Origin of the sequence: Aeromonas sp. 11P (assembly GCF_051920165.1) — a bacterium.
Classification (GTDB): domain Bacteria; phylum Pseudomonadota; class Gammaproteobacteria; order Enterobacterales; family Aeromonadaceae; genus Aeromonas; species Aeromonas veronii.
In genome coordinates this window covers 1,377,078-1,400,891 of sequence record NZ_JBQBDJ010000004.1, presented here as the reverse complement: position 1 = coordinate 1,400,891, position 23,814 = coordinate 1,377,078, and the positions used below count along the sequence as shown (strand labels likewise).

Below are 23,814 nucleotides of genomic sequence, written 5' to 3'. Positions count from 1 at the left end.
CAGTGTGCCAATTCGCGGCATGTCCGTGAGAAAGGTTGCGATCAACGCTGCCAAGACATAACGATGCTGGAGGTATGATGACCAAAGGCGTGAGCAATATGGTAAAAAGCAGCAAGCTGGGGGCTGTAACTCAGGGGCGGTAGCTATGATGTTTGTCTGTCATCGGTGCAAATATTGCGTTTAAAAATATCAAGTCTCGGATGTTGATCGAGTTTCAAGCATTGTTTTAGTTCTTCAGCGTTTTACTCCATTTCAGTCCGCACCTATCACATATCAACTCTTCGCAAGAGATAACCTATCTATGAAAATCCTCGTTACCGGTGGCGCAGGCTTCATCGGCTCTGCCGTTGTGCGCCATATTATCCGTGATACCCAAGATTCCGTTATCAATCTCGATAAACTCACCTATGCTGGCAATCTGGAATCCCTGGCCGATGTATCGACAAGCGAGCGTTATGCCTTCGAACAAGTAGATATTTGCAATCGCGCCGAGCTGGATCGGGTCTTTGCTCTGCACCAGCCGGATGCCGTGATGCATCTGGCCGCCGAGAGTCATGTTGACCGCTCCATCACTGGCCCGGCTGACTTTATCGAGACCAATATCGTCGGCACCTATATGTTGCTGGAAGCGGCTCGCGCTTACTGGAACGGTCTGGACGAGGTACGCAAGGCGGCCTTCCGCTTCCACCATATTTCCACAGACGAGGTATATGGTGATCTGCCTCATCCGGATGAAGTGGCTGCCGGTGAACCATTGCCGCTCTTTACCGAAACTACTCCTTACGCCCCCAGCAGCCCCTATTCTGCCTCCAAGGCTTCCAGCGACCATCTGGTGCGCGCCTGGCGCCGTACTTACGGTCTGCCCACCATCGTCACCAACTGCTCCAACAACTACGGCCCGTACCACTTCCCCGAGAAGCTGATCCCGCTGGTGATCCTCAACGCGCTGGATGGCAAGCCGTTACCTGTCTATGGCAAGGGCGACCAGATCCGTGACTGGCTCTATGTGGAAGATCACGCGCGTGCGCTCTACAAGGTGGTGACCACGGGCTTGGTGGGTGAGACCTACAACATCGGCGGTCATAACGAGAAGCAGAATCTGGAGGTGGTACACACCATCTGCGATCTGCTGGACGAGATGGTGCCCAAAGCGGGCTCTTATCGCGATCAAATCACCTATGTGGCGGATCGCCCTGGCCACGATCGCCGTTATGCCATCGATGCCAGCAAGATGAGCGCCGAGCTTGCTTGGCAACCGCAAGAGACCTTTGAATCGGGTATTCGCAAAACTGTGCAGTGGTATCTGGATAACCAGCAGTGGGTGAGTAACGTCAAGAGCGGTGCCTACCAGTCTTGGATTGAACAGAATTACGGGGAGCGTACCTGATGCATATTCTGCTGTTTGGCAAAAACGGCCAGGTAGGCTGGGAGTTGCAACGCGCACTGGCGCCGCTCGGGCGCATCACTGCCGTTGATTTTGACTCCACTGACTATTGCGGTGATTTCAGCAACCCGGCAGGGGTGGCCGACACGGTACGTCTGGTCAAGCCGGACGTGATTGTCAACGCCGCAGCCCACACCGCAGTCGACAAGGCCGAAAGCGAGCGGGAGTTTGCCGAGCTGCTCAACGCGACCAGCGTGGCAGCGATAGCCAAAGAAGCGGAAGCATTGGGTGCCTGGTTGGTGCATTACTCCACCGACTATGTGTTTGATGGCAGCGGTGAGCGCCCCTGGGTGGAAACTGATGCAACCGCCCCGCTCAACGTCTATGGCGAAACCAAGCTTGCGGGTGAGCAAGGGGCCGCGCTTTGTTCCCGTCACCTGATCTTCCGCACCAGCTGGGTTTACGCCGCCCGCGGCGCCAACTTTGCCAAGACCATGCTGCGCTTTGGCAAAGAGCGTAGCGAGATGTCGGTTATCAATGACCAGTTTGGTGCTCCGACAGGCGCCGAGTTGCTGGCCGATTGCACTGCCCATGCTCTTCGCGTGGCGCAGCGCAAACCCGAGGTCGCCGGGCTGTACCATCTGATTGCCTCCGGTACCACCACCTGGTTTGACTACGCCCAGCTGGTGTTTGCCAAAGCCAGAGAGGCTGGCGTTGAACTGGCGGTGACACAACTCAATGCAGTGCCGACCAGCGCCTTTCCGACACCGGCCAAGCGCCCCCATAACTCCCGCCTTGATACCGGCAAATTCCAGCGCACCTTCGATCTGGTGCTGCCGGAGTGGACAGTCGGTGTGGAGCGGATGTTGACCGAAATCCTCGGCAAGTAAATCACTGGTCAGGGATGTAGTGACTGCCTCCCTGGCTGGCAGGGATACAACAGAAAGGCGTGGCCACAAGCCACCCTTTTCTTTTGCAATTTAACAATAAGAAACAAGCATCATGACCAAACGTAAAGGCATTATTCTGGCCGGTGGCTCTGGCACCCGTCTCTATCCGGTGACCATGGCGGTGAGCAAGCAGCTGCTGCCCATCTATGACAAGCCGATGATCTACTATCCGCTCAGCACCCTGATGCTGGCTGGGATTCGCGATATTTTGATCATCAGCACGCCGCAAGATACTCCCCGCTTTGAGCAATTGCTGGGTGATGGCAGCCAGTGGGGTCTGAATTTGCAATACAAGGTTCAACCAAGTCCGGACGGGTTGGCCCAGGCCTTTATTCTGGGTGAAGAGTTTATCGGGTCAGACCCCTGTGCGCTGGTGCTCGGCGACAACATCTTCTACGGCCATGACCTGCAGAAGCAGCTGGAAGCCGCAGCGGCCAAAGAGAGTGGCGCAACCGTCTTTGCCTACCATGTGCATGACCCCGAGCGTTATGGGGTGGTTGAATTTGATAAAGAGGGTACCGCTATCTCTCTGGAGGAGAAGCCACTGGAGCCCAAGAGCAACTATGCGGTGACCGGCCTCTATTTCTACGACAACAGCGTTGTGGAGATTGCCAAGAGCCTGAAGCCGTCGCCCCGTGGTGAGCTGGAAATTACCGATGTGAACCGTATCTACCTGGAGCAAGGCAATCTGTCAGTGGCCATGATGGGCCGTGGTTATGCCTGGCTGGATACCGGTACCCATGAAAGCATGATAGAAGCGAGCAACTTTATTCAGACCATCGAGACGCGCCAGGGGTTGAAAGTGGCGTGTCCGGAAGAGATTGCCTATCGCCAGAAATTCATTACTGCAGAGCAGGTTCGTGAACTTGCTCTGCCGTTGGCAAAGAATGCCTATGGCCAATATTTGTTAAAAATGGTTGCAAAAGCCTGATGTGATATGGGGGGGTATATGCTCCCCCTATAAAGATTGAATTTAATGTGGATAGACAGATGAATGTAATCAAGACAGCAATTCCTGACGTGCTTATTTTTGAGCCAAAAGTATTTGGTGATGAGCGTGGTTTTTTCTTTGAGAGTTTCAACCACAAGTTGTTTGAAGAGGCGGTAGGATATCCGGTTAACTTTGTGCAGGATAATCACTCCAAGTCGTCGAAAGGGGTATTGCGTGGTTTGCACTATCAACTGCCACCTCATGCACAAGGCAAGCTTGTGCGCTGTGTTGCGGGTGAAGTATTTGATGTAGCGGTAGATATCCGAAAAAGCTCACCGACCTTCGGCCAGTGGGTTGGGGTTCACTTGTCAGGTGAAAACAAGCGACAGTTGTGGATCCCGGAAGGGTTTGCGCATGGTTTTTTCACTATAAGTGAGACAGCTGAGTTTTTATATAAAACGACAAACTATTATCATCCGCAAAGTGACCGGAGCATATTGTGGAATGACGAAAACTTAAGTGTTCATTGGCCATCAGATAAGACGATCTTATCAAAAAAGGATGAGAAGGCGGCTATGTTTTCGGATGCGGAATATTTCCTTTAGTTTTCCATCATCATTCTATAAACTGGATGAGTTATAATGTTTTTATGTGTGTTCGTAAGGTGTTACTTCATTATTTTTTTCAAGGTTGTTTATGAATCGAGATAGCAGTATATCACCAATTCGTATGTTGTCTTTTTATAACAGCCGTCATTTAATTATTACTCTAGTCCGTCGAGAAGTTGCGGCTAGATATCGAGGCTCACTGTTTGGAAATTTGTGGGCTCTATTTACACCACTTTTTATGTTGGCTGTTTACACTTTTATTTTTAGTGTGGTGTTTAAGGCTCGCTGGAGTGGTGGTAGTGATTCGCGTAGCGAATTCGCTCTGGTATTGTTTGCAGGCTTAATGGTATTTAATCTATTTTCAGAGTGCTTTAATCGAGCGCCACGTTTGATTCTGGAGAATGTCAACTACGTCAAAAAAGTTGTATTTCCACTTGATATCTTGCCTTGGGTTGCATTGGGTAGTGCCATGATAAATCTAGTGATCAGTTTTCTGGTGTGGATCGCTTTTTATACTATTGCCTTTGGTATTCCGCCTGTTACCGCGTTGCTTTTCCCTGTTGTGATTTTACCGCTTGCCTTGTTAGTCATGGGCGTCTCATGGGCACTTGCTGCGATGGGGGTCTACTTACGTGATCTTTCACAATTGGTGGGCGTAATCAGTACAATATTAATGTTCCTATCACCGATATTCTACCCTGTTGAAGCGTTGCCGGAAGAGTATCGCCATTGGTTGAACATCAATCCACTAACCCCGGTGATAGCACAGGTGCGGGATGTGCTCTATTGGGGAAAATTGCCTTCTTGGGAGTCATACGGCATGACATTGATTGCCGGTACGGTGGTAATGTATGCCGGATTTGCCTTGTTCCAGAAAACGCGTAAGGGGTTTGCCGATGTGCTCTGACAAAGTCGCGATTGAAGTACGTGGTTTGAGCAAGTGTTATCAGGTTTATGAGCAACCAGTTGACCGACTAAAGCAGTTTGTCATTCCTCGCTTATCCCGCTTGTTTAGTGGTGCTGCCAGACAATATTTTCGCGAGTTTTGGGCGCTCAGGGAAATTGATTTCACGATTAAAAAGGGTGAGACTGTTGGGATTATCGGGCATAACGGGGCCGGGAAATCCACGCTGCTCCAGCTGATTTGCGGCACCCTTAATCCGTCTCATGGTGAAGTCAACGTCAATGGGCGCATTGCCGCCTTGCTTGAGCTGGGGGCTGGATTTAATCCGGAATTCAGTGGGCGTGATAATGTCTATCTCAATGCCAGTGTATTGGGGTTGAGTAAAGAGGATATTGATGCAAGGTTTGATGAAATTGCTCGTTTTGCCGACATTGGCGATTTTATGGAGCAACCGGTCAAGACCTATTCCAGTGGCATGTACGTACGTCTTGCATTTGCGGTACAGGCGTGTATAGACCCTGAAATTTTAATCGTCGATGAGGCGCTTGCAGTTGGCGATATTGGTTTCCAGTACAAGTGTTTCAAGCGTATGGAAGCCCTGAAAGCGAAAGGTGTCACCATTTTGATGGTGACCCACTCAACTGGCAGTATCTTGGAGTATGCCGATCGGTGCCTGGTTATGGAAAGGGGGCGCCTTATTGGTGATACAACTGATGTGTTAGCTGCAGTGATGGCGTATGAGAAAGGAATGATTTTGTCGGAAGAGCAAGCAGAGGTATCTGCATTGCTAGAGAATGAAAATGATGGAGAGTGTCCATCACAATCTCTTCTACTTGAGAGGCAAAAAAATGAAGCCAATATAGCCTTAGGTGAGAAACGATTTGGCTCTGCCCTCGCTATTATAGCTAGCGTGACAATTTTGAAAGGTGACGGTACATCTTTTCATGAAGAACCTCTTGTTAAATCAGGGGAGACCTTGACGCTGCGCTTTGAGCTTTTGGCGAGTGAGATTATTGAGGAGGCCGTACTCGGACTGTCATTGAGTCGTGTTCAAGGTAGTGATATATGGGGTGATAACAATATCGCAGCCGGTCATCCTCTCACTTTGAAACCCGGACGCCAAATAGTGACTTATCAAGTGACTTTACCAATCAATAGTGGCGATTATTTATTGCACTGTGGCTTGGCTTCCTTCAAGGGAGGTATGCGTGAAGAACTTGATCAGCGCCGACCAATGCGTGCGATCAAGTTTTGGTCTCCCAGAGAGTTGGGCGGCTTTGTTCATGCTCCAATTACTGTTCTAGCCTGAACCTATCGGGATTACAAATGCTTGCTGCCTTTTTACCTCCTTACCCTTTTAGAGCTGTGCCAGCACCTTATTTGTGGTGCTATTATCGCTTACTGGGTGAATGGGCTACGGAATCTTGTATGTTCATTACAGGGCGTGACTATGTACGCCCTATTGAGCAATGGGAAGAGCGTTGGGAGTGCACCGATGATGCTGCAACTAGGCTCGGTTATTTATTACCAAAAAATACACAGCCTTCACAGCATCATTATGCTTGGCTAGATGAAGGATACTTTGACGACTGGTTACGTATTCATAACCATAACCCTCTAGCTGTTTTTCGTCATTTTTTATGTGAACGTGATGATGTCTATGAAGAAGAACTTCATACGATATTATGCTCAGCGCCAAATAAAATAGAGGCTGTGATTACATTTGTAAATGTCCCATCACTTTCCGCTGTATGTCAACGACTTGGCATTCCTGTAATTCATCAGGAATTAGGGCCTCTGCGTGGCCATATATACAGAGACACGGCATACGTAGATTTTCAGGGAGTTAATGGTAATTCTGAAGTTGAGTATCGTGAACGTGAATTTAGAGGTTGGTCTCTAAATGGACTAAAGTTAGCTGATCTTCTTATGTTTTTTTTGAAAGATCCTAGTTTCATTCATCGTTTGCCAGGAAAAACGTCTGAGATTGGAATAGTACTTCAGGTTGAGGATGATTCTAATTTAGTTGCATTTGGTAATGGAATGGATAACCAGTCCATTATACTGGCGGCTCGTAGCCAAGTAGCTACATCAAATTTGTTGATTCGTCCTCATCCTGGTAGCTTGTTCACTTTACGTGAAGGTAGTATGCCGATAGACAAATCGGCAACCAGTCTAGAGTTTGTTTCTCGCTGTAAAAAGTTAATGACCATAAATTCTAGTGTTGCACTCGAGGCTCTATTCCTTGGGGTTCCGGTGACTATCTTTGGTGACAGTTCATTATGTCATCTAGCAACAGAGTCACCTCATTCAGCATCTTTAATCAGACGCTTAGCATTTTATCTTTTTGCTTATTTAGTTCCCCGCTCATGTCAACTAGCCCCCAATTATCTGCGTTTTCGTTTGGGTGAACCAGATGAGAAAGCGATCATTGAATATCATTTGGATTGTTATATGCGAGATGATGATATGACTTTACCAACAGAGAGCGACTCCGAAGATCTTCAAACTAAGCTGCTTGCTCAGGTATGGGCAAGTAACCAATTCCGATCAGAGCATAATAAAAGACTGCAAGCCCTCACTGATCATGTAAGCATACTTTCACAAGAACTTAGTGATGTAAATAGACGGCTGGTTGAAGAACGTGAGGCACATGGGCACGTAATTCAGATCGCTGAGCAGATAACAGAGCAATTAAATAATCTTACAAAACAACATTCAGACACCCTTGATGAGTTACGTTTGCGTGAAAAAGAAGTCGAAGAGTGTAATGAGATTATAAACAAAATATGTAGCAATGGAATTTTAAGGTTTTACATTGACCATTTTATTTTAAAATCATGAGTGAGTTTATGTTAATAAGAAATCTTGATGTTATTATACCGGTATATCGTGGTCTGGATGAAACTAAAGAGTGTATATACTCATTGCTATCAAACATGCCACAGTGGGCTCAGCTTATAGTCATTAACGATAGCTCACCAGAGCCAGAGTTGACGAATTGGCTCAGACAAGAGGCTGGGCAATTGGGCTTCGAGTTATATGAAAATGAGTTTAATAAAGGCTTTGTCGGTACAGTAAACTTTGGCATGAGCCTGAATAAAGACAGGGATGTACTGCTACTTAATAGCGATGTAGAAGTTTCTAATTTGGACTGGCTTAATAGGATGCGAAAAGCAGCATATAGCCATGAACGGGTTGCTAGTTTAACTCCATTTTCTAATAATGCTACAATCTGTAGTTTTCCTCATTTTTGTCAGGATAATGAGCTGTATTATGGTCTGGATGTGAATGTATTAGATCGCCTTTTCTCTACGCTACCTCTTGAAAACGAGTTAGTAGAAGTACCTACAGGCGTTGGATTTTGCATGTATATTCGTCGTGACTGTCTTGAAGCTATTGGTTATTTTGACGAAGATACGTTTGGAAAAGGCTATGGAGAGGAAAATGACTGGTGTCAAAGGGCAATAAAAAATGGTTGGATTAATTATCATCAGTTAAATGTTTTTGCATATCATAAAGGTGGTGTTAGTTTTCAAGCTGAAGGTGACCCTCGGAAAGAGAAAGCTCTTGAACTACTGACTGAATTACATCCTAACTATAACTCAGATGTACATAAATTTATTGCTAATGATCCAGCACAAAAATCTCGCCTATTAGCAAAGATAAAAATCATCTCCAGCCTCAACATTCCTAAAATTGTTGTGGTGACGCATATGCTTGGAGGGGGAGTAAGCCATCATCTTGATGAATTGCATGACTTTTATAAAAATATAGCATTGTTCGTAAAATTAGAACCATTCGAAAATGGGAAAAGTGTTACGGTAGTACTCGATGCATTTGGAGAACCGAAATCTGAAAAATTCATCTTCAATATAGCTTCTCAAAGCGATGCTTTAGTTTCTTTTTTGGGGGCATTGGGTGTTAATCACTTCCATTTCCATCACACAATGGGTATACATCCATTTGTATGGTCATTGCCAGAGAAACTAGGTATAGAGTATGACATTACAATTCATGATTATTATATGGTCAATGGTAATCCAACATTAACGGATTCTAATGGAGTTTTTGTCGGTGATTTTTCGCCGGATAGAGATAGGATTTGTTCCGAAAATTACCCCATCCCAACAACAGCCATTGAGTGGAGGGCCGGTGTTAAACCATTGCTCATTGGCGCGAAGCGTATAATATTTCCTTCCAAGGATTGTGCAAAAAGATTTACAGATACGTTCGACTATGTAAGAAGTAAAGCTATAGTATGTTACCATCCTGATTCATTTAAATTGAATGAGGCTACTAGAGCAGATTCGATTAAAATTAATATTCCAGTTAATCGACCTTTAAGAGTCCTTGTTCTTGGCGCACTTAGCCGAGAGAAAGGGGCCGATATTCTAGAAAAAGTGGCAAAAAAATGTCCGGAAATAGAATTTCATTTACTTGGGTATGCATATCGTCCCTTGGATACTGTGATTACTCATGGGGCATATAATCAACATAATCAAGACCGCTGGATCGATGAGATTAATCCAGATGTCGTTTGGTTCCCAGCTATTTGGCCGGAAACTTATAGCTATACATTATCAATAGCCTTGAAACATAGTCTCCCAGTAATATGCCCTAATATAGGTTCATTCCCTGAGCGAATCATGGGGCGGCGATCTAGTTTTCTTGTCCCTTGGGATTATAATGTTGATGATTTTGTAACATATTGGCGTTTGTTATTAGCAGGCCAAATATCCAAACTTTCAAGAATTTCAGATGATTTAATGTTAAGTGTTTCATTTGGTGGTTTCAGTGAATGTACTAGAGAGTTTTATTTTTCGGAATATATTAGGCTGGCTGGAAATAGTACACCAAACGAAAGTAATATTACACTTAATGATATGCAGCACTTACTCGATTCAATAATCAAAGTTCATGGTAATTTGGAGCCGACGGCTAAAGAAAAAATACTTATTAAAATATTATTATTAAGGAATACATGGGGGGGGAAAATGTTATCAAAAATTATACCTTTTCATATTCAGCGAAAAGTAAAGCGTTTCTTTTCAAGAAAACCTATTCATGAGCTTATTTGAATCCTTTCCTTATTATTTATATAAAGGTATGTGAATGAGTAGTATAATAGTTGTAGGTGGTGGTTTTTTTGGCATGTATTTAGCCGAGTACTTCGCAAAAAATGGTCATAGTGTCAAGTTAATTGAAAGAGAGCAAGGGTTTATGACTCGGGCTTCCTATAATAATCAAGCTCGTGTGCACAATGGTTATCATTATCCCAGAAGTATATTAACCGCGTTGAGGTCAAGAATTGCATTTCCTCGCTTCGTTAGTGAATTTGAAGATTGTATTCAATCAGAGTTAGATAAATATTATTTAATTGGTAAGCCACTTGGTAAGATATCTGCTAAGCAGTTCCAAAAATTCTGCGATAAAATTGGTGCGCCTTGTGAACCTGCCCCTTATCATATACAGCATTTAACAAACCCAAATCTTATTGATGCAAGCTTTTCAGTTAAAGAGTATGCATTTGATGCGGTAAGATTGAAAGATATAATGGTGGATCGACTCAGTGCAGCTAAAGTACAGTGCTATTTGGGGTGTAAGGTTGATAAAGTGACTGAAACTGACAAGGGATTGTTGGTTTCAGTAACAAATATAGAGGCATCAACAAGTGAGGACTTTATCGCTGATCATGTCTTTAACTGTACATATTCACAAATAAATACAATACTAAATAATTCAAGTGTTGATATTATACCGCTTAAGCATGAAATGACAGAAATGTGTTTGGTTGATGTTCCTGATGAGCTAAAAAATATTGGAATAACTGTAATGTGTGGCCCATTTTTTTCTGTTATGCCATTTCCATCTACTGGGCTACATTCTTTTAGTCATGTGCGCTACACTCCACATTATGAATGGCAAGATAAAAGTAATAATGGGTGTGATGATGCATATGAAAAATTTGAACGTTTTACTAGAACATCGGCATGGAAATACATGCAAAAAGATGCAGCACGATATTTGCCTATACTAAATGAATGCAAGTATGAGCGCTCATTATGGGAAGTTAAGACTATTCTGCCTAGAAGTGAGTCTGATGATTCCCGCCCAATCCTTTTCCGAGCTAATCATCAAATAAATGGCTTTCATTGCATCATGGGAGGAAAAATTGACAATGTGTATGATGCTGTTGAGGCAATATCATTTTTAAAATTATTAAATTGAAAGGGGGTAAAATTGAAGAGTGATACTTTTGTTTCTGTAATTACTGTTCTTGGTAATGTAAGTGAATCAACTTTACAGACTATATATGGCATTCAGCAGGAGCTTGACAAGTGTTATACGGACTACGAGGTCTTGGTGATTGCTCAAGGGCCTATTCTTGATTCCGTTGATAATAAATGGCTTGATAATGTTCTTCAGCACTTACCAAGTATTAGATATATCCAACTATCCGCTAATGTCGATAATGATGTTGCATGGGCAGCAGGCTTAGAGAATGCTATAGGTGATTTTGTTTTACTATTTGATCATGTACAGGATCCTATAGATGTAATCTCACAGATGGTCGATAAATGTAAGTCTGGATATGATGTCATTGTGGGTGTAACGGATACATCTAAAACATCAACATACAAAATTTTTAGAAAATTTGCTGGCCGCTTGCTAAACGCAATTGATTACCACCTTCCGCCAAATTCTACAGGATTACGTTGTTTAAGTCGAAGGGCTGTAAATTCCGTAACAATGACAGGGAAATATCATCACCAACTTTACCTGAGAATACAAAAAACAGGATACCCTTCATATGCCTTTAAATATGAAATTACTGCTAATAATAATGAAAAGAAAACCTTTTTAAATGGACTTAGACAGTTGGTTCATCTATTGGTTTTTAATTCATCCAGGCCGTTAAGATGGATGTCATCACTTGGATTGATTGGAAGTTCTACAGCATTCATATTTGCAACTTATAGCTTACTAGCCCATCTAATTAACGGCCATGTGGTAGAAGGGTGGACAACCACAATATTATTTATGTCAATGCTATTTATGTTTCAATTTATCATGCTAGCATTTTTTGGTGAATATATTGGTCGTTTACTCGATGAGAAGGAAGGTCATGCAGACTACTCAGTTGTTTTTGAAAAAAATAGCTCTGTGATGGTCAATGAAGATAGGTTTAATGTTCTAGATATATCGACACAGCAACATAATAACAGAGTTCAAACTGGGCGAGATAGGTAAGATTAATATGAATATAGATGTTGATAAAAAGATAATCTCAGTAATTGGGCCATTGTTTAATGAGGGGGCTGTGGTCGATAGATATTGCCAAGAGGTCATTTCAACGTTTAAAAAAATTACTAAGAAATATGCTTTGGAATTAATATTAGTCGATGATGGGTCTAGTGATGATACCCTCCTGAGAGCATCAGAAATAAAAAAAGAAAATCCTAACATAATAACACTTGTTAAATTATCAAGAAATTTTGGTTTAGAAGGCGCAATTGATGCCGGTCTGCGTGTTGCAAAGGGTGATGCTGTTATTACTATGGATGCCGATTTGCAAGACCCGCCATCAGTTATTCTAGAAATGATTAAAAAATGGGAAAATGGTGCCGATATTGTCGTCGGTAGTAGAAGCGGAAGGCCAAATGATAGTTTTTTTAAAAAACTAACTGCCTCATTTTTTTATAAACTTATGGATAACTTATCTGGTAAATTGAAGCTGGAGCGATCTGCAGCCAACTTTCGCCTATTATCCAGAAATGCTTTAAATATATATCTTTCATTAAGTGAAAAAAATCGTGTTTTTAGAGTTTTAGTTCCTTTTTTAGGAATGAAAGTTGATATTGTTGAATATGAAAGAGATAAAAGATTTTCAGGGGAAACTAAATATAATTTAAGTTCAATGATTAGGTACGCACTAGATAGTATTACAGGGATATCGATTGAACCGTTGAGAAAGATATATATATTCTCAGTTTTTTCGTTCTTGATTTTTTTGATTTCAGTAATAGGTTCATTTTTTTTCGATGAAAAATTCTTGCCGTTCTTTATATTGGGAGGGGGCATCGGGTTACTATTCTCATTTTTGTTTGCTGCAATGGCTATTATATCTGAATATATTGGTCAGATTTTCATAGAAGTAAAAAATAGACCAACATCAATAATATACAGTCAGGATTTGTTTGATTGCGATTTTAAGAGGGGAGACTAAAATGAAGTTTAGTAGAATTGGTCGTTCAGGTCTCAACCTTTCAGATATTACATTTGGAAGTGCTTTAACTATTGGTACTGAGAATGACTCTGAAAAATATGCAGAGGAGATGCTATCTGTAGCATGGGAATTAGGTATTCGTTCTTTTGATACATCTAATAATTATGGGAATGCAGAGTTTCTGTTAGGTAAAGTACTTAGGAAGTACCCTAGAGAGGAATTTGTTATTGCGACAAAGGGGTCATGGCCCATAGGTAGTAGTATTTATCATAAAGGGCTATCACGAAAGCATATTAAATGGAGTTTTAAACAGTCTCTTGAAACGATGAATTTAGATTATGTTGATATCTATTATGCTCATAGATATGACCCATCTGTTCCGATGGAGGAAATCGTTAGGACATTCAATCAGTTAATCGACTCTGGTCAGGTGCTTTATTGGGCGACATCTGAGTGGCCATTGCATGCTCTTATTGAATGCCATGAAGTATGTGATAAATTTGGCCTTGAAAAACCAATATTAGATCAATTTATCTATTCATATGCAATAAATAAAGCTGATAACAATGGGATAAAGGAGTTCTGCTTAAATAACGGTGTTGGAATGCTGGGGTTTTCGCCTATTGCACAAGGGTTGTTAACTGGAAAGTATTTTAATTCAGCGATTCCAGAAGGGTCCCGTATAGCAAAAAGTTCTAAAATTGGTTATGACAAAACAGCAAAAATTTATGAACAAACAAAATCTCGAGTAGATCATTTTTGTCAAGTATGCTCAGATTTTAACGTTAAAGGAAGTCAAGCTGCTATTCAATGGGCGATAAGAAATGGAGTCCTCCCTGTATTGGGCGCTAGTAATAGCGCACAGTTAATAGAGAATGTTGAATCAATTCATGTTGTTTTTTCGGATGATTTTTGGGAAGCTATCGATTCAATTAAGGAATAGTGTGTGAAACTATGTGCATCAAATATCGCTTGGGAAGAAGGTGATGATGAAAATGTTTATGAAGTTCTGAATGAACTTGGTTTTCATGGTTTAGAAATCGCACCAACAAGATGGGTTCCTGAAAATCCTTACGATGCTGATAATAGCGCTTACTGTAGGAATAAGGCTGAGAATATAAAAAATCGATGGGGGCTGCATCTTGCATCAATGCAGTCTATCTGGTTCGGGAGAACTGAAAACATATTTGGTAATGAAGATGAGCGCCAATCAATATATGCATACATGTGTAAAGCGATTGATTTTGCCAAATATATTCATTGTCCTCATATTGTATTCGGGTGTCCCAAAAATAGAAATGTTATTTCTGAAAATAGCCTTGTTAAGGGTATAGAGCTGATTATTGCATTTGCTGAATACGCCAAAAATAATGGTGTCGTAATTGGCCTCGAGGCAAATCCAGTGATTTATGGAACAAATTTTGTTAATACTAATGCCGATGCCGCATCTTTAGTTAGAGAGGTTAACTTATCTTCTCTAAGGTTAAATCTTGATATTGGCGCATTTATTTATAACAAAGAGAAATTAGATGATATCCGAATGATATTAGATGTTGTGAGTCATATACATATTAGTGAGCCTTTTTTAGAACTAATTATCAGGCGTGAAGAACATAAAAATATATCAGATATGTTATTAGATGTGGATTATCAAGGCTATATTTCATTGGAAATGAGAAAATGTTCATTTCCTGACTTGATTGATTCGATAAAATATATGCGCGAGGTTTTTTAAAAAATGATTAAGTCGGTGCCGTTCAATGCCTTTATAAGGTTTGGAGTAACTGGCGCTCTTGGCACAATAGTTAATTTGCTAATTTTTTTCTTTTTTGTAGATATACTAAAATTTTCTGCAATCCCTTCTTCCATTTTTTGTTTTTTGATTGCAGGCACTCAAAACTATTGTTTAAATCATTATTGGACTTTCTCTTCTTCTGGCATGAGATTATCCATAAAAAATTTATCAAAGTATCTTCTTGCAGCATTGTGTGGATTACTTATCAATATTCTCGTGCTGAAGCTGACTATACATTGGTTTAACTACCTTACGATTTCTCAGTTACTAGGAGTTTTATCTGGTTTTATAATTAACTATTTTCTCGCTAAAATATATGTTTTTAAATGTAATGGGTAAGAAATATGAATTATATTAAAGATAACCAGAGGATGATATCTTATGCTTTTATCATCACTGTAATATTGGTTTTTTTGGCTGGTATTATATTGCGTTTTTCAAATTTGGATTTTGCAAGCCTATGGCACGATGAATTATATTCAGTTGCTGCAGCTATTGATGTGGGGAAAAATGTTGGTTGGTTGGATTTTGAACCAAAGGTGATTCAAGAGCTAACATATCATGATTCATTTATAACTTGGAAGGCGGCAGATAACACTCCACCACTATTTGAATCAATACTTATATTGTGGGCTAAAATTTTTGGTAAAAGCGATTTTGCTCTTCGTGCTTTGCCTGCATTTTTAGGTTCATTAGTACCTGTGATTTTTTATTTTGGAACCGTAAAAGAACTGGGTAAACGGTCCGCGTTATTAGGTAGTGCATTCTTAGCATTTTCGCCAACACTGATTGAGTATTCTCAAGAAGTTCGTGCGTATATGTTAGCGTGCTTACTAAGTACGATTGCAATAACGTTATTAGTCAAATACATACTGAATTATCATGTGAATGGGAAGCCCAGCATCCGGTATGAATGCTGGACGCTTGTCTTCGTATTTATAGTGCTATCATATTCTCATTACACGGGTTTTTTCACTGCGGGAATGCTAGCTGCTATATATCTATTATTTGTTTCTATTCCTCAAAAACGATATTTAGATATAGCCAAGTTTCTTATAGTCCCTGCGTTGATCGCTCCTTGGATGATGTTGAGCTGGAAAGCCTTTAGGTTTAGTAGTAAAGGGGGATATGGTTGGAGGGATTACCATACATCTGATATTTTTGAATTAATGATACCAAAAACACTGGATTTTTACGCTCCCGGTATTGGTGTGTATTTCGCCTTAGCTATAATTTCCATAGCATTATTCTCTATCTATAGGTATAAGTCTTTATCTATCAGGAAAAACCCTAAGACCACTATTTCTATTGCTCTGATAATAGTTATTGCATTACTGTTTCTTTATAGTATTTACAATTCCATGACATCTATGATGTGGCATCCTCGATATTTTGTTGTCTCTATTCCTATTGTTGTGATGATAGTTACATTGTTGCTTTCTGACGCCAATCGTAATCAGGCCGCCATCGGTATATTTATATCAATATTTATTGTTATGTTTGCGTATGCAGATATATATAACTTGAACAATCCCCATCAAAAACCTTCAGGAGGCGATTATAGGTCAGCCGCAGAGTATGTTAACAAAAGAGTGGACGATAAATCTATTATTGCGCTGGCTTGGAAGCCGAATGCAGCATATTATTTGCATTACCTGAATATTAATTCAGATATTGCAAGTGTGGCAGCCGTTTTTGATGTTTCATATCCAGATGATATCCAGTCTATGTGTCGTGATCTTAATAGAGGTTTTGGAGAGTTATATCTGATACGGCATGTAACGCATTATGCAATTCGAGATGAAGTCTCAAAATGTTCAAATATAAAGCGTATTGAGACTCATGATTTTTCTGGTATCATAGTAGACGTTTATGGAAATAAGTATGACAAATGATCGTTTTTCCAATAAGTTAAATAACGCCTATCGATAACGGTTTCAATGACGTTATTTCCCATCTCTGCATGGCTGGCCTAAGGGGCCAGCCATTCTAGTTGTGAATTGAACATTAAGTTATTGCACTCAATCCACGAAATAAAGTGTTTCTCGGTGAGTAGTATATCGTAACGGTACAAGCCGTCACTGGTAATGTGTCTTGTATTAAAAGGTGGGGCAAACCTGCTGTAATAGGTGTAATAGGTGGTTGATTAGATCAACATGTGTATTCCACAACTCGCGTAGTTTTTCAATGGCGTGGTAGTAGAATAAGTGTTCTTGTTATTTGTTGCCTATATTAGAACATTATTCATCTAGTTCTTATTAAGGTGCACATCATTCAAGTTAGCTCAGGAAATTTGCTGCGGCACACTTGCATACTTGTAGGGAGGCTAAAATAATAGGATGTGTTTGATTTTTTGTTTTATTGAAAATGATTAAAGTGATTATATATTGCGAAAATAAATAATCGAAAAAGCCTTTGGATGTCACAATGTTTTTTAATATTCAAGCACTCCGTTCTGTAGCGGCTATTTTTGTTCTACTTTATCATGCTGGTCCACATTACAACGCAATAATCGGTGGTGAGTCAATAATCACAAAGATACTATCTTGTGGCTATGTAGGTGTTGATGTTTTTTTTGTAATTAGTGGCTTTGTGACCACGTTATCGATAACTAGCAAAAGAATAACTTTAGATAATCAATTTATTTTTTAAAGAAAAGGTTTTTTAGGATTTATTTAGGATATGTGCCAATCTTGTCTATCTATCGGTGTGGTAACTTATTGTACTGGAAAGATCATGATGGCAAGTACATTCAATAAACTACAAAAAGCAGTCAATGAAGCTGGAGTTGTTAGTTTTTTGATTGTCGTTGACCACTCGCCATCAAATGATTTAGCCATTCAAAATGAAGATATAAGAAAAGTTTTTTCAGGTGAGTATTGTTTAATTGTTGCACCGTCAAATCCTGGATTTGGTGCGGGTCATAACAATGCATTGTTTACTGATGCCAAATATCACCTTATTCTTAACCCTGACCTTGAGGTCGCCCCAGATGCACTGAAAAATGCACTCGAGTTTATGGAGCAACATTCGGATTGCGGATTATTGACGCCTTTCGCTACATGGGAAGATGGTGAGGTACAGCGGCTTTGCAAACGCTATCCAACCGTATTTGATTTACTGCTGCGTGGTTTTGCGCCCGCGTTTGTGAAGAAGTTATTCCAGACGCGCTTGGCAAAATATGAGATGGCAGATCAGCTCAACGATCGTGACGTGCTGTGGGACCCACCCATTGTCAGTGGTTGTTTTATGCTGTTTCGCACAGATGTTCTGCAGCAGCTCGGAGGGTTTGACCCTCGCTTCTTCCTCTATTTTGAAGATTTTGACATCAGTTTGCGGGCAGGAAAGATCAGCCGGATTGCTTATGTCCCTCAGGTGAAGGTCGTTCATCACGGTGGGCATGCATCCCGCAAAGGCTGGCGCCATATCTGGATGTTTGGGCGTTCCATGGTGACTTTCTTCAATATTCACGGTTGGCGTTGGTGGTAATGGCAGATATCAAAAGTACAGTCTTGGTCACAGGAGCCAACGGATTTGTAGGCAAAGCGGTCTGTGAACACTTGCTGGCGCTGGGGGCGAATGTTAAGGGAGCGGTGCGAAGTCACTCGCTGGCTTCTTACCATGTTCAGGCTCCTTCTCTGACTGCCGATGCCTACTGGACAGTCCAATTGCAACAGGTGGATGTGGTTGTTCACTGTGCTGCCAGGGTGCATGTAATGTCGGATACCGCGACAGATCCCCTGGCAGCATTTCGAGCGGTGAATACAGAGGGCACCCTCACGCTTGCTAGACAAGCGGCTGAGGCTGGGGTGAAGCGCTTCATCTTTATCAGCTCGATCAAAGTGAACGGCGAGCAGACCGAGCCAGGTAAGCCATTTGATGAGAATGTGCAAAGTCCGCCAGAAGATCCCTATGGACGCTCGAAGTATGAGGCGGAACAGGGGCTGATGGCACTCGCGAAAGAGTGTGGTATGGCTGTAACCATTATCCGTCCTCCTCTTATTTACGGGGAAGGGGTGAAGGCTAACTTTGCCAGTATGATGACGTGGGTGCGCAAAGGGATCCCACTCCCTTTTTCCCGTTTGACCAATGCGCGCAGCCTGTTGGCGTTACCTAATCTGTGTGACTTTATTGCCCATGCGATGGCGCACCCTGCTGCAGTGAATCAGGTCTTTTTAGTCGCAGATCCTGTCGCAGTGTCGACGTCTCAGTTGTTGGCGGCGATAGCAGAAGCAGAAGGGGTTCGCTGTCGGCTCTTTTATCTCCCACCAGGAGTAATAAGAGTGCTTGGACGCTGTTTGGGGATTGATGCCAAGCTACAACGGATTTATGGCTCTCTGGAAATGGATACCCGCAAGGCTCAGAGCCGATTACAATGGTCGGCACCCTATTCGCTCTCTCAGACCCTATCTCTGATGGCGTCAATCCATAGTGAGTCGTCTTGATGCTGGCATTTGTTTTGTTGTCGATATTTTGTCTTTTTCTTTCAATCACCATGACCGGCCTGCTCAGGCGCTACGCACAGACCCGCTTGCTTGACCAACCCAATCATCGCAGTTCGCATCAGGTGCCTACCCCGAGAGGCGGTGGCATGGCCATCGTGGCGACCTTTCTGCTGGCAGCCCCGTTGTTTGTCAGCCTGATCCCACTGCCCTCCGGCATATCCCAGAGCAGCTTTGTATTGATATGGGCTGCGGCGCTGGGCATTGCCTTGGTTGGTTTTATCGATGACCACATCTCTCTCAAGCCCCTAACCCGCCTGATTGTACAGAGCATTGCGGCAGCTTTGGTGGTCTCTGCGGTAAATGGTTTGCCTGCGCTGGCCTTCTTTGGTTGGCAGCTCGATCTTGCCTGGTTTGGTTACCTGCTGGCCTGGCTGGGGGTGATCTGGTTTATCAATCTCTACAACTTTATGGATGGCATTGATGGCTTGGCGGCTGGCGAGGCCGTTGTCGTCTGTCTGTTCATGGCGTTATTTCACTATCTGGTTGGGGGAGAGTGGTCGTCTGCCAGTTTGATCCTGCTACTGGGGATTTCGGCGGCGGGCTTCTTGTGCTGGAATTTTCCGCCCGCCAGGATCTTTATGGGAGATGGTGGCAGTGGATTTCTTGGCTTGATGCTGGCTTCCCTGATGCTGCTGGATGCTGCTTCAGCACCTCAATTCCTGTGGGCATGGCTCGTCATGCTCGGAGTCTTTGTGGTTGATGCGACCTGGACGTTGCTGAATCGCTTTCGTTTGAAATGCCGTTTGAGCCAGGCTCATCGGACCCATGCATTTCAGTATGCGGCGAGGCGTTGGCAGAGCCATCGAAACGTGACCTTGGCTGTGCTTCTTATAAATAGCCTCTGGCTTGCGCCGATCGCTGTCATGATTGTATTGGGCCAGATCGATGGTGTGAGCGGTCTGGTCATTGCCTACTTGCCGTTAGCTTTTCTTGCGTATCACCTGAATGCAGGAGTACCAGAATGAGAAATGAGCTTTTACCCGGTGGAAGCTGGCTACTGACTTGCCTGGGCTCCCTGTCACGAGCCAGTAAGCGTGCCATTTCTGTCACCGTTGATATGACCCTGATCACCATGACCTATTGGGGGGCATACTGGATCCGGCTTGAACATAATTGGCCAATCGATAGCCCGCATCACTGGGCACTGCTTGGCGCAATTATCATTGTCAGCATCGGTCTGTTTGTAAGGCTGGGGCTTTATCGCGCAGTGCTCCGATATGTCAGCTTTCGGGTGTTATGGACAATCTCGCTAGGGGCATTTCTTTCAACCTGTTTCTTTGTTCTCTCTGCGTTTTACTTCGATATCTTTCTGCCGAGAACGGTCTCGGTTATCTATCTCTCCTTTTTGGTGTTACTGGTTGGTGGTGTGCGGCTGTTTTTCCGGGCGCTCCTTAATACCACCCGTTTGGCTCGCACCCAGGTGTTGATTTACGGCGCGGGCTCTTCGGGCCGACAACTGCAAATGGCCTTGTTGCAAGGCAATGAGTTTTATCCCGTTGCCTTTGTTGATGATGATCCCGCCAAACAGGGGTGTGTAATCCAGGGGTGTACTGTCTATAACAGCGCCCAGTTGCCAACTTTGATTGACCACCATGGTGTACAGAAGATCTTGCTGGCCATGCCGAGCAGCACCAGGGCTCGTCGTCAGGAGGTGATCAATGCACTTGAGCCCCTCTCTTGCGAAGTGCTCTCTATCCCGGGAATGGCTGATCTGGTCAATGGCTCTGCCCGCATAGATCAGCTCAATGAGGTCTCCATCGACGATCTGTTGGGCAGAGATCCGGTAGAGCCGGTGACCACCTTGATGGAAGCCAATATCACAGGCAAAGCGGTCATGGTGACAGGTGCCGGTGGCTCTATTGGTTCTGAGCTATGCCGCCAGATCTTGCGGTGCAGGCCATCCACTCTGGTTCTGTTCGAACTATCCGAATACGCCCTCTATGTCCTGCACAAGAACCTGCGGGAACAGTGTCAGCGTGAAGAAATTGAAACGGATCTGGTGCCGTTACTGGGGTCAGTGCAGCGCCAGCATCGCCTCAAAACGGTGATGCAGAGCTTCAGGATCCAGACCGTTTACCATACGGCGGCTTACAAACATGTCCCGCTGGTCGAGTTCAACATCATTGAAGGGGTACGTAACAACGTATTCGGCACGCTTTATGCGGCCCAGGCGGCCATTGAGGCAGGGGTGGAAACATTCGTGCTTATCTCTACCGATAAAGCGGTGCGGCCAACCAATACCATGGGGGCCAGCAAGCGTCTGGCCGAATTGATCTTGCAAGCCTTGACCCGCGAGAAGCACAGCACCCGTTTTTGTATGGTGCGTTTTGGCAATGTTCTCGGATCTTCCGGCTCAGTGGTGCCGTTATTCAGACAGCAGATAGATAAAGGTGGGCCTATCACCCTGACTCACCCCGACATCATCCGTTACTTTATGACGATACCTGAGGCAGCCCAGCTGGTGATCCAGGCAGGTGCCATGGGGGAGGGGGGCGACGTCTTTGTGCTCGATATGGGTCAACCGGTACGGATCATGGAGCTGGCCAAACGCATGATACGCCTCAGCGGCCTGACACTGCGTGATGAGCAGCGGCCCGATGGTGATATCGCCATCGAGGTGACGGGTTTGCGGCCGGGTGAAAAGCTCTACGAAGAGTTACTGATTGGTGATGATGCCAGAGGAACCGAGCATCCCCGGATCATGGTGGCACAAGAGAGCTGGCTGCCCTGGTCGCGACTGCGCCCCTTGCTGGCCTCGCTGGATGATGCCTGTCACCGTTTTGATCAACAGCAAGTGCGCGACATCCTGATGCATGCTCCTGCAGCCTTCGAACCGACGGATGGTATTTGTGATCTGGTGTGGCTGGCCAAACAGCAGCTACCGCCAAGTGATAATGTTGTTAAATTGCCCTCACATAATATAGATTTTTTGCTTGCCAATCACTGAATCTTTATATAGGCGCCCATTATTGGGCGCCTTTTTTTCGCGCCCCTACTTGTATTGTTTGTTTTTTAATCGATTGAGCCAGTCGTGGACTAGATTGGCTACTCATTTCGATGAACCATAGGTACAATCCACCCCCGCTATTTCAGAGTTGTCCTACATTTTTGCGTGGAGTATTGGTGCAAAATGGAGGGTTATATTGCGAATAGCTGGCGTGGCGACTGGTTTTGTCGTTCCTCTTGCCAGAGGTTGATTGTAAATTGCAACACCACTTACTAATTCTTTTAACAATATAAAAAGACTGCATGCACACTGGGAGCTGTAACTCAGGGGCGGTAGCCATTCTATTTTTCAATAATTTGGTTGTTTATTGAGCGATCTCTGGCTGTTCTGCCATCGATTGGGTGGCAGGCAGTTATCAAGCAAATAAAAAGCAGGTCGTCATCAGAAGCGAACCTGAAATTTCTAGGGATAAAACAATAATGGAAACGTCTGGTCTGGTTGCATTCGTTGGAACCGCGCTGGCTATCGCCTGTTTGCGTCCACTGTCTGCCAAGCTACAACTCGTTGACTTACCGAATCAACGTAAACAACATGTCGGTGCGATCCCCCTGATTGGTGGGATTGCGGTTTGTCTGGGGGTATACCTCAGCGTCTTCTTCACCCTTCCACTGCAGAGCGCGATTATCACCATGCTGGCCTGTGCCGGTTGCATGATGGTGATTGGTGCTATCGATGATGCCAAGGATATTCCCCCTGGATCAGACTGACCCTGCAAGCATTGCTCATTCTTATCCTCTGCCTGTCGACCGATATCAGCCTCCATCAGTTTGGTGATGTGCTGGGCATCGGGAATATCACAATTCCATTTATTGACTTGCTGATTGCCGTTGTTGCTGTCTGTGCGGCGATCAATGCTTATAACATGATGGACGGTATTGATGGTCTGGCTGGCAGCATGGCGGGTATTTCACTCGTGGGGCTATCTATTCTGTTTGCCAGCACCATGTCTGATATGGCTCATATCTGTTTGGTGATAACCATTGCTCTGGTCCCCTATCTGATCGTCAATCTCAATATTCCTCCTTTTAAACGCAAGATCTTCCTGGGTGATGCCGGTTCCATGTTCCTCGGCTTTATCATCGGCTATTTGGTGCTGTTTGGTTCACAACATAATGAGCTGGAACCAGCATTTCGCCCTGTCACCGCACTCTGGTTGATCGGCCTGCCGCTGATGGATATGGTGGGCATCATGATCCGCCGTATTCGCAAAGGCCAATCCCCTCTGCGCCCGGATCGCAATCATCTGCATCATATTCTTCTCCACGCCGGTTTTACCCCTCGCGAATCCCTATTGCTGATTGTCGTTGCCAACCTCGGTGTTGTGTTCTTCGGTATTCTGGCCGAACAGGCCAAATTACCAGAGTGGTTGATGATGGGGCTCTATCTATTGCTGTTTGTCGCTTATTCGCTTTGTCTGACATATGCATGGAAGCTAGGACGTTGGGTAAAGGAAATAAAAACACATTTGCATGACTAAATTAGCGCGAAAAATATTTAACA

Annotated in this window: 22 protein-coding genes; all 22 read left to right on the top strand. The window is 43.7% G+C overall.

The window, feature by feature from the left end:
* Positions 1-301: 301 nt before the first annotated feature.
* The 22 genes from rfbB (at position 302) to ACTG1P_RS06310 (ending at position 23,791) form a co-directional block, all read left to right on the top strand.
* A complete protein-coding gene (gene rfbB / locus ACTG1P_RS06415; protein WP_440000810.1) occupies positions 302-1,387 on the top strand; it encodes a dTDP-glucose 4,6-dehydratase in 1,086 nt (361 codons plus the stop codon).
* Positions 1,387-2,274, top strand: coding sequence for a dTDP-4-dehydrorhamnose reductase (gene rfbD, locus ACTG1P_RS06410; protein WP_227340934.1), 888 nt, complete (start codon positions 1,387-1,389; stop codon positions 2,272-2,274). Before rfbB ends, rfbD begins: the two co-directional genes overlap by 1 nt.
* 112 nt (positions 2,275-2,386) lie before the next feature.
* Positions 2,387-3,265 (top strand): glucose-1-phosphate thymidylyltransferase RfbA, encoded by an 879-nt coding sequence (gene rfbA / locus ACTG1P_RS06405; protein WP_440000809.1) that lies wholly within the window; start codon positions 2,387-2,389, stop codon positions 3,263-3,265.
* A 59-nt stretch (positions 3,266-3,324) separates the two neighbouring features.
* Complete coding sequence (gene rfbC, locus ACTG1P_RS06400; RefSeq protein WP_440000808.1) at positions 3,325-3,870, top strand: dTDP-4-dehydrorhamnose 3,5-epimerase; 546 nt, start codon at positions 3,325-3,327, stop codon at positions 3,868-3,870.
* 91 nt (positions 3,871-3,961) lie between these two features.
* Entirely contained in the window at positions 3,962-4,780 is an 819-nt protein-coding gene (locus ACTG1P_RS06395) for an ABC transporter permease (protein WP_440000807.1), read from the top strand.
* On the top strand, positions 4,770-6,086 hold the full coding sequence (locus ACTG1P_RS06390; RefSeq protein WP_440000806.1) for an ABC transporter ATP-binding protein: 1,317 nt from the start codon (positions 4,770-4,772) through the stop codon (positions 6,084-6,086). Before ACTG1P_RS06395 ends, ACTG1P_RS06390 begins: the two co-directional genes overlap by 11 nt.
* Positions 6,087-6,103: 17 nt before the next feature.
* The gene (locus ACTG1P_RS06385) at positions 6,104-7,621 is read left to right on the top strand and encodes a GT99 family glycosyltransferase N-terminal domain-containing protein (protein WP_440000805.1); all 1,518 of its coding nucleotides are present in this window, start codon (positions 6,104-6,106) and stop codon (positions 7,619-7,621) included.
* A gap of 8 nt (positions 7,622-7,629) precedes the next feature.
* Entirely contained in the window at positions 7,630-9,858 is a 2,229-nt protein-coding gene (locus tag ACTG1P_RS06380; RefSeq protein WP_440000804.1) for a glycosyltransferase, read from the top strand.
* A 34-nt stretch (positions 9,859-9,892) separates the two neighbouring features.
* A complete protein-coding gene (locus ACTG1P_RS06375) occupies positions 9,893-11,008 on the top strand; it encodes an FAD-dependent oxidoreductase (protein ID WP_440000803.1) in 1,116 nt (371 codons plus the stop codon).
* A 12-nt stretch (positions 11,009-11,020) separates the two neighbouring features.
* Positions 11,021-12,031 carry a glycosyltransferase gene (locus tag ACTG1P_RS06370; protein WP_440000802.1) on the top strand — a complete coding sequence of 337 codons (1,011 nt, stop codon included), beginning with the start codon at positions 11,021-11,023 and terminating at the stop codon, positions 12,029-12,031.
* A gap of 7 nt (positions 12,032-12,038) precedes the next feature.
* A complete protein-coding gene (locus ACTG1P_RS06365; protein WP_440000801.1) occupies positions 12,039-13,007 on the top strand; it encodes a glycosyltransferase family 2 protein in 969 nt (322 codons plus the stop codon).
* A 1-nt stretch (position 13,008) separates the two neighbouring features.
* The gene (locus ACTG1P_RS06360; protein ID WP_440000800.1) at positions 13,009-13,950 is read left to right on the top strand and encodes an aldo/keto reductase; all 942 of its coding nucleotides are present in this window, start codon (positions 13,009-13,011) and stop codon (positions 13,948-13,950) included.
* Positions 13,951-13,953: 3 nt separating this feature from the next.
* Complete coding sequence (locus ACTG1P_RS06355) at positions 13,954-14,742, top strand: sugar phosphate isomerase/epimerase family protein (protein ID WP_440000799.1); 789 nt, start codon at positions 13,954-13,956, stop codon at positions 14,740-14,742.
* Positions 14,743-14,745: 3 nt separating this feature from the next.
* On the top strand, positions 14,746-15,141 hold the full coding sequence (locus ACTG1P_RS06350) for a GtrA family protein (RefSeq protein ID WP_440000798.1): 396 nt from the start codon (positions 14,746-14,748) through the stop codon (positions 15,139-15,141).
* Between the two features lie 5 nt (positions 15,142-15,146).
* Positions 15,147-16,697 carry a glycosyltransferase family 39 protein gene (locus tag ACTG1P_RS06345; protein WP_440000797.1) on the top strand — a complete coding sequence of 517 codons (1,551 nt, stop codon included), beginning with the start codon at positions 15,147-15,149 and terminating at the stop codon, positions 16,695-16,697.
* Between the two features lie 532 nt (positions 16,698-17,229).
* A complete protein-coding gene (locus ACTG1P_RS06340; RefSeq protein WP_440000796.1) occupies positions 17,230-17,454 on the top strand; it encodes an acyltransferase family protein in 225 nt (74 codons plus the stop codon).
* An 84-nt stretch (positions 17,455-17,538) separates the two neighbouring features.
* On the top strand, positions 17,539-18,291 hold the full coding sequence (locus ACTG1P_RS06335; protein ID WP_440000795.1) for a glycosyltransferase: 753 nt from the start codon (positions 17,539-17,541) through the stop codon (positions 18,289-18,291).
* Positions 18,291-19,247, top strand: a complete 957-nt coding sequence (locus ACTG1P_RS06330) for an NAD-dependent epimerase/dehydratase family protein (RefSeq protein WP_440000794.1) — start codon at positions 18,291-18,293, stop codon at positions 19,245-19,247. The genes ACTG1P_RS06335 and ACTG1P_RS06330 overlap by 1 nt, the downstream gene beginning before the upstream one ends.
* Complete coding sequence (locus ACTG1P_RS06325; protein ID WP_440000793.1) at positions 19,247-20,272, top strand: MraY family glycosyltransferase; 1,026 nt, start codon at positions 19,247-19,249, stop codon at positions 20,270-20,272. The genes ACTG1P_RS06330 and ACTG1P_RS06325 overlap by 1 nt, the downstream gene beginning before the upstream one ends.
* Positions 20,269-22,254, top strand: coding sequence for a nucleoside-diphosphate sugar epimerase/dehydratase (locus tag ACTG1P_RS06320; protein ID WP_120415143.1), 1,986 nt, complete (start codon positions 20,269-20,271; stop codon positions 22,252-22,254). The genes ACTG1P_RS06325 and ACTG1P_RS06320 overlap by 4 nt, the downstream gene beginning before the upstream one ends.
* A gap of 401 nt (positions 22,255-22,655) precedes the next feature.
* Positions 22,656-23,021, top strand: a complete 366-nt coding sequence (locus ACTG1P_RS06315) for a hypothetical protein (protein WP_440000792.1) — start codon at positions 22,656-22,658, stop codon at positions 23,019-23,021.
* An 11-nt stretch (positions 23,022-23,032) separates the two neighbouring features.
* On the top strand, positions 23,033-23,791 hold the full coding sequence (locus ACTG1P_RS06310) for an undecaprenyl-phosphate alpha-N-acetylglucosaminyl 1-phosphate transferase (protein ID WP_440000791.1): 759 nt from the start codon (positions 23,033-23,035) through the stop codon (positions 23,789-23,791).
* Positions 23,792-23,814 lie beyond the last annotated feature (23 nt).

Excerpts from the sequence above, each read along its gene's own strand:
- ACTG1P_RS06390 (WP_440000806.1), top strand. The coding sequence starts at position 4,770 with ATGTGCTCTGACAAAGTCGCGATTGAAGTACGTGGTTTGAGCAAGTGT.
- rfbC (WP_440000808.1), top strand. The coding sequence starts at position 3,325 with ATGAATGTAATCAAGACAGCAATTCCTGACGTGCTTATTTTTGAGCCA.
- rfbA (WP_440000809.1), top strand. The coding sequence starts at position 2,387 with ATGACCAAACGTAAAGGCATTATTCTGGCCGGTGGCTCTGGCACCCGT.
- rfbD (WP_227340934.1), top strand. The coding sequence starts at position 1,387 with ATGCATATTCTGCTGTTTGGCAAAAACGGCCAGGTAGGCTGGGAGTTG.
- ACTG1P_RS06330 (WP_440000794.1), top strand. The coding sequence starts at position 18,291 with ATGGCAGATATCAAAAGTACAGTCTTGGTCACAGGAGCCAACGGATTT.
- ACTG1P_RS06350 (WP_440000798.1), top strand. The coding sequence starts at position 14,746 with ATGATTAAGTCGGTGCCGTTCAATGCCTTTATAAGGTTTGGAGTAACT.
- ACTG1P_RS06345 (WP_440000797.1), top strand. The coding sequence starts at position 15,147 with ATGAATTATATTAAAGATAACCAGAGGATGATATCTTATGCTTTTATC.
- ACTG1P_RS06385 (WP_440000805.1), top strand. The coding sequence starts at position 6,104 with ATGCTTGCTGCCTTTTTACCTCCTTACCCTTTTAGAGCTGTGCCAGCA.
- ACTG1P_RS06360 (WP_440000800.1), top strand. The coding sequence starts at position 13,009 with ATGAAGTTTAGTAGAATTGGTCGTTCAGGTCTCAACCTTTCAGATATT.
- ACTG1P_RS06335 (WP_440000795.1), top strand. The coding sequence starts at position 17,539 with ATGATGGCAAGTACATTCAATAAACTACAAAAAGCAGTCAATGAAGCT.
- rfbB (WP_440000810.1), top strand. The coding sequence starts at position 302 with ATGAAAATCCTCGTTACCGGTGGCGCAGGCTTCATCGGCTCTGCCGTT.
- ACTG1P_RS06340 (WP_440000796.1), top strand. The coding sequence starts at position 17,230 with ATGTTTTTTAATATTCAAGCACTCCGTTCTGTAGCGGCTATTTTTGTT.
- ACTG1P_RS06365 (WP_440000801.1), top strand. The coding sequence starts at position 12,039 with ATGAATATAGATGTTGATAAAAAGATAATCTCAGTAATTGGGCCATTG.
- ACTG1P_RS06325 (WP_440000793.1), top strand. The coding sequence starts at position 19,247 with ATGCTGGCATTTGTTTTGTTGTCGATATTTTGTCTTTTTCTTTCAATC.
- ACTG1P_RS06380 (WP_440000804.1), top strand. The coding sequence starts at position 7,630 with ATGTTAATAAGAAATCTTGATGTTATTATACCGGTATATCGTGGTCTG.
- ACTG1P_RS06395 (WP_440000807.1), top strand. The coding sequence starts at position 3,962 with ATGAATCGAGATAGCAGTATATCACCAATTCGTATGTTGTCTTTTTAT.
- ACTG1P_RS06320 (WP_120415143.1), top strand. The coding sequence starts at position 20,269 with ATGAGAAATGAGCTTTTACCCGGTGGAAGCTGGCTACTGACTTGCCTG.
- ACTG1P_RS06375 (WP_440000803.1), top strand. The coding sequence starts at position 9,893 with ATGAGTAGTATAATAGTTGTAGGTGGTGGTTTTTTTGGCATGTATTTA.